3 protein-coding genes are annotated in these 3311 nt (G+C 66.9%); all 3 read right to left on the reverse strand.

Features of this window, described 5'->3' with window-relative positions; translation table 11 throughout:
• Positions 1-1058: NAD(P)/FAD-dependent oxidoreductase (locus DI526_RS23285; protein WP_304283394.1), on the reverse strand; the 1058-nt coding region annotated here is incomplete at its 3' end.
• Between the two features lie 79 nt (positions 1059-1137).
• Complete coding sequence (locus DI526_RS23290) at positions 1138-2604, reverse strand: carotenoid oxygenase family protein (RefSeq protein ID WP_304283397.1); 1467 nt, start codon at positions 2602-2604, stop codon at positions 1138-1140.
• Between the two features lie 96 nt (positions 2605-2700).
• Positions 2701-3219 carry a co-chaperone YbbN gene (locus tag DI526_RS23295; protein ID WP_304283400.1) on the reverse strand — a complete coding sequence of 173 codons (519 nt, stop codon included), beginning with the start codon at positions 3217-3219 and terminating at the stop codon, positions 2701-2703.
• Positions 3220-3311 lie beyond the last annotated feature (92 nt).

Below are 3311 nucleotides of genomic sequence, written 5' to 3' on the forward strand. Positions count from 1 at the left end.
GGCTTCATCATCCGCTTGAACAGCGGCAAGCGGTGGTCGGCGTCGGGCAGCAGGTCCGGATCGTCGAAGAACGGGAAGCTGATCTTGTAGCCGGTGGCGAAGACGATGGCGTCGACGTCCTCGACGCTGTCGTCGGCGAACCGCACCCGCTTGCCCTCCAGCGCCTTGATCGCCGGCTTGAACTTGATGTCGCCGCAGCCCGCGCGGGTCAGGAACTCGCCCGAGACGGAAGGGTGCGCCTCCAGCGGCTCGTGGTCGGGCTTGGGCAGGCCGTAGTCCTCCATCCGGCCGATGGTCTTCTTCAGCACCGAGCGCGAGAGGGCCAGGCCCAGCTTGCGCGGCATCCAGGCGGGCATGGCGGATTTGTCGGCGGGCTTGCCGTTCAGGTACTTGGGGAACACCCAGACGCCCCGCCGCGCCGAGACCCAGAGGTTCTTGGCGATCGGACGCTGCGAGAGCTCGCTGGCGATGTCCATCGCCGAATTGCCCATGCCGACGACCACGACGTTCTTGCCGCGCATGTCGACCGGATCGAACGGGTCGCAATAGGCGTGGGCGTGGAAGGCCGGGCCGTCGAACTCGCCGGGATACTCGGGCACGCGCGGGTCCCAGTGGTGGCCGTTGCAGACGAACAGCACGTCATAGAGCCGCGTCTTGCCGGTGGACAGCGTCACCGCCCACAGGCCGTCCGCCGTGCGCCGCGCCGTCTCGACCCGCGTGTTGAAGGTGATCGTCGGACGCAGGCCGAAGTGGTCCACATAGTCCTTGAAGTACTGAAAGAGCTGCGCGTGGTGCGGAAAGTCCGGCCAGTCCTTCGGCACGGGAAAGTCCTCGAACGCCAGCCGCCACTTCGACGTGTCGATGTGCAGGCTCTCGTAGCAGGCCGACATCCCGTTGGGGTTCTTGTAGTACCAGTTGCCCCCGATCTCGTCGGACATCTCGAAGCAGTCGTAGGGGATCCCGTAGTCCTTCAGACGCTTGATCGTCGTGAAGCCGCTGCAGCCGGCGCCGATCACGCAGGCCTTCGGCAGTCGCGCCTCCCGGGTCACGGTCGCCATTCCACCCTCCCGACTTATCGTTGTTCAGGTGAGTGTACCGGCGTTACGCGACCCGGCAAGCGGACGTTGCGGAAGGTGGCTAATCGCGCAGCATCTCCCGCCCGGCCCAGACGCTGTGCGTGCCGCTGCTGAGCTTGTGCGGCAGGGCGACGCGGCAGACGATCTCGAACCGCTTGGCGTCGACGATCACGCACTCGGAGGCTCCCCGGTTCTCGTCGATGATGAAGCTGACCAGGTAGCCGTCGTCCTCGTCCTTGGCGCCGACCTTGGGCGCGAACGGCGCCTCGCTGGCGTAGCGGCCCTCGGGCAGGGTGATCGACCAGCTCTCGCCGGTCTCCAGGTCGTGCTTGACGAAGCCGTTGAACAGGAACCAGCCTGGCTTGGCGGTGGTCGAATAGGCGTAGCGATAGGGCTTGCCGGCGTATTTCTGATTGAACATGCCGAACTCCAGCACCCGGTCGTCGAGATGCTTCTCGGTCGTCTCGCCGGTCTTCAGGTTGAAGCGCCAGCGGTGCAGCTTGGGCAGGAAGCTGTGCTCGTCCAGATAGGCCATCAGGTGGCCGTGGCCGTCGGGCGCGCCTTCCAGCGGGCGGGGGATCGGCTTCTCCTGGAAGTAGCCGTCCAGCACGACCTCGTCGCCGTCCTCGTACGCGTTCAGCCAGTGCAGCACATAGGTCGGCTCGGCCTCGAACCAGCGGGGCTCGCCGCCGTGGCGGGGGACCAGGGCGAAGCGGCTGGGCAGGCCCTTGTGCAGGCGCACGGCGTGGATGTCGCGCGCCATCAGCTCCTGGTCCCAGAACACCGGCAGGTCGTTCAGGATCGCCCAGTGCTCGGAGAAGCACATGTCGTGCGGCAGGCGCGGGCCGGGCAGGGGCACGCCCTGATAGAGCTTGCGCTTCCCGTCCGGGCCAACCACGCCGTAGTGCATGTAGGGCCATGACTTCGAGTAGTTGAAGAACAAGAGCTCGCCGGTGTTCTCGTCGACCTTGGGGTGGGCCGAGACGCCGTCCAGCGGCGCCCAGGCCGCCACGCCCAGGGTCTCCAGGGTCAGCGGATCCAGCCGGTAGGCCTCGCCGCACTGGTAGAAGGTGGCGATCGCCTCGCCGTTGTGGACGACGATGTCGGTGCTGGCGCTGTCCTTCAGGCTCCCGTGCGCGCCGAAGCCAGGGCGCTTGGAGGTCCCCGGGCCGTCCATCAGCCCGCCCCACAGGCTCTGATTGACCTCCTGCTCGGCCTCGAAGCAGCGGGTGCGGACGAAGCGGTTGCGATAGGTCGCCGCTCCGCCCTTGAACGCGATCTGGTGGATCATCCCGTCGCCGTCGAACGGGTGATAGCGGCCCAGCGGGTCGTGGACGGGGTTTTCGGTGTTACGCAGATAGACGCCGTCCAGGTCGGCCGGGATCGCGCCCTCCAGCACCTCGAGGTCCCAGGCGTTGACCTCCTCGTGCTGCGGCGTCCAGGCGCCGGTCATGTACGGGTGGTTGGTCGGCGACAGCGACGTGCGCACCGGCGGCAGGCGCTCGATCTTCGTCGTGGCGAGCTTCATGGCGGCTTCCTCCCGTAGTTTGGGAGGAAGGTAGGGCCAGTTAGTCCTGTTGTGCAAGTCTCTGGCCGCGCCGTTCCTGAGAGGGCGCGCCGAGCGCTATTTCGGCCACTGGGCCAGCCAGTCGACGATCGACTGCGGCGTCATGTGGCGGGCGTCGGTCAGGGCGAAGAAGGCGCCGTCGTTGACCAGCTTGCCCTTGGTGTCGACCACCAGGAAGCTGGGCACGCCCTTCAGCTTGTCGACGCCGTAGCGGGCGGGAATCTGCATGTTCTTGGTGTAGCGACCGACGTCGATCGCCACGACCTCGTAGTGCTTGTCGACCCAAGGCTTGATGTCGGGCTGCTCGATGATCCCGGCGAACACCCGGCAGTCGCCGCACCAGTTGCCGCCCAGGTCGATCAGGACGAGCTTCTTGTGCTTCTTGGCGGCCTTGATCGCGGCGGCGAGGTCGACCTCGGCGTCAGCCTGCTCGTTGTAGGGATAGGGCAGGGGCGTCGGCAGGTCGGCGATCGACTTCAGGGCCGGGGTCGGCGCCTTGGTGGCGGCGAGCGCGAAGGCCGGAGCGGCCAGGAGGGCGGCGGTGAGGCCGACGGCGGCCAGGGCGCGAAGCTTCATCGGGCGGGACTTTCTGACGGACCAACGATCCGCAATCCCTAGCTCGACCATAGGAAAAGGGCCGCGAAGAAAACTTCGCGGCCCCTTCAGAT

It is taken from the genome of Caulobacter segnis (assembly GCF_003243465.1).
In the GTDB taxonomy this organism is placed as follows: domain Bacteria; phylum Pseudomonadota; class Alphaproteobacteria; order Caulobacterales; family Caulobacteraceae; genus Caulobacter; species Caulobacter segnis_A.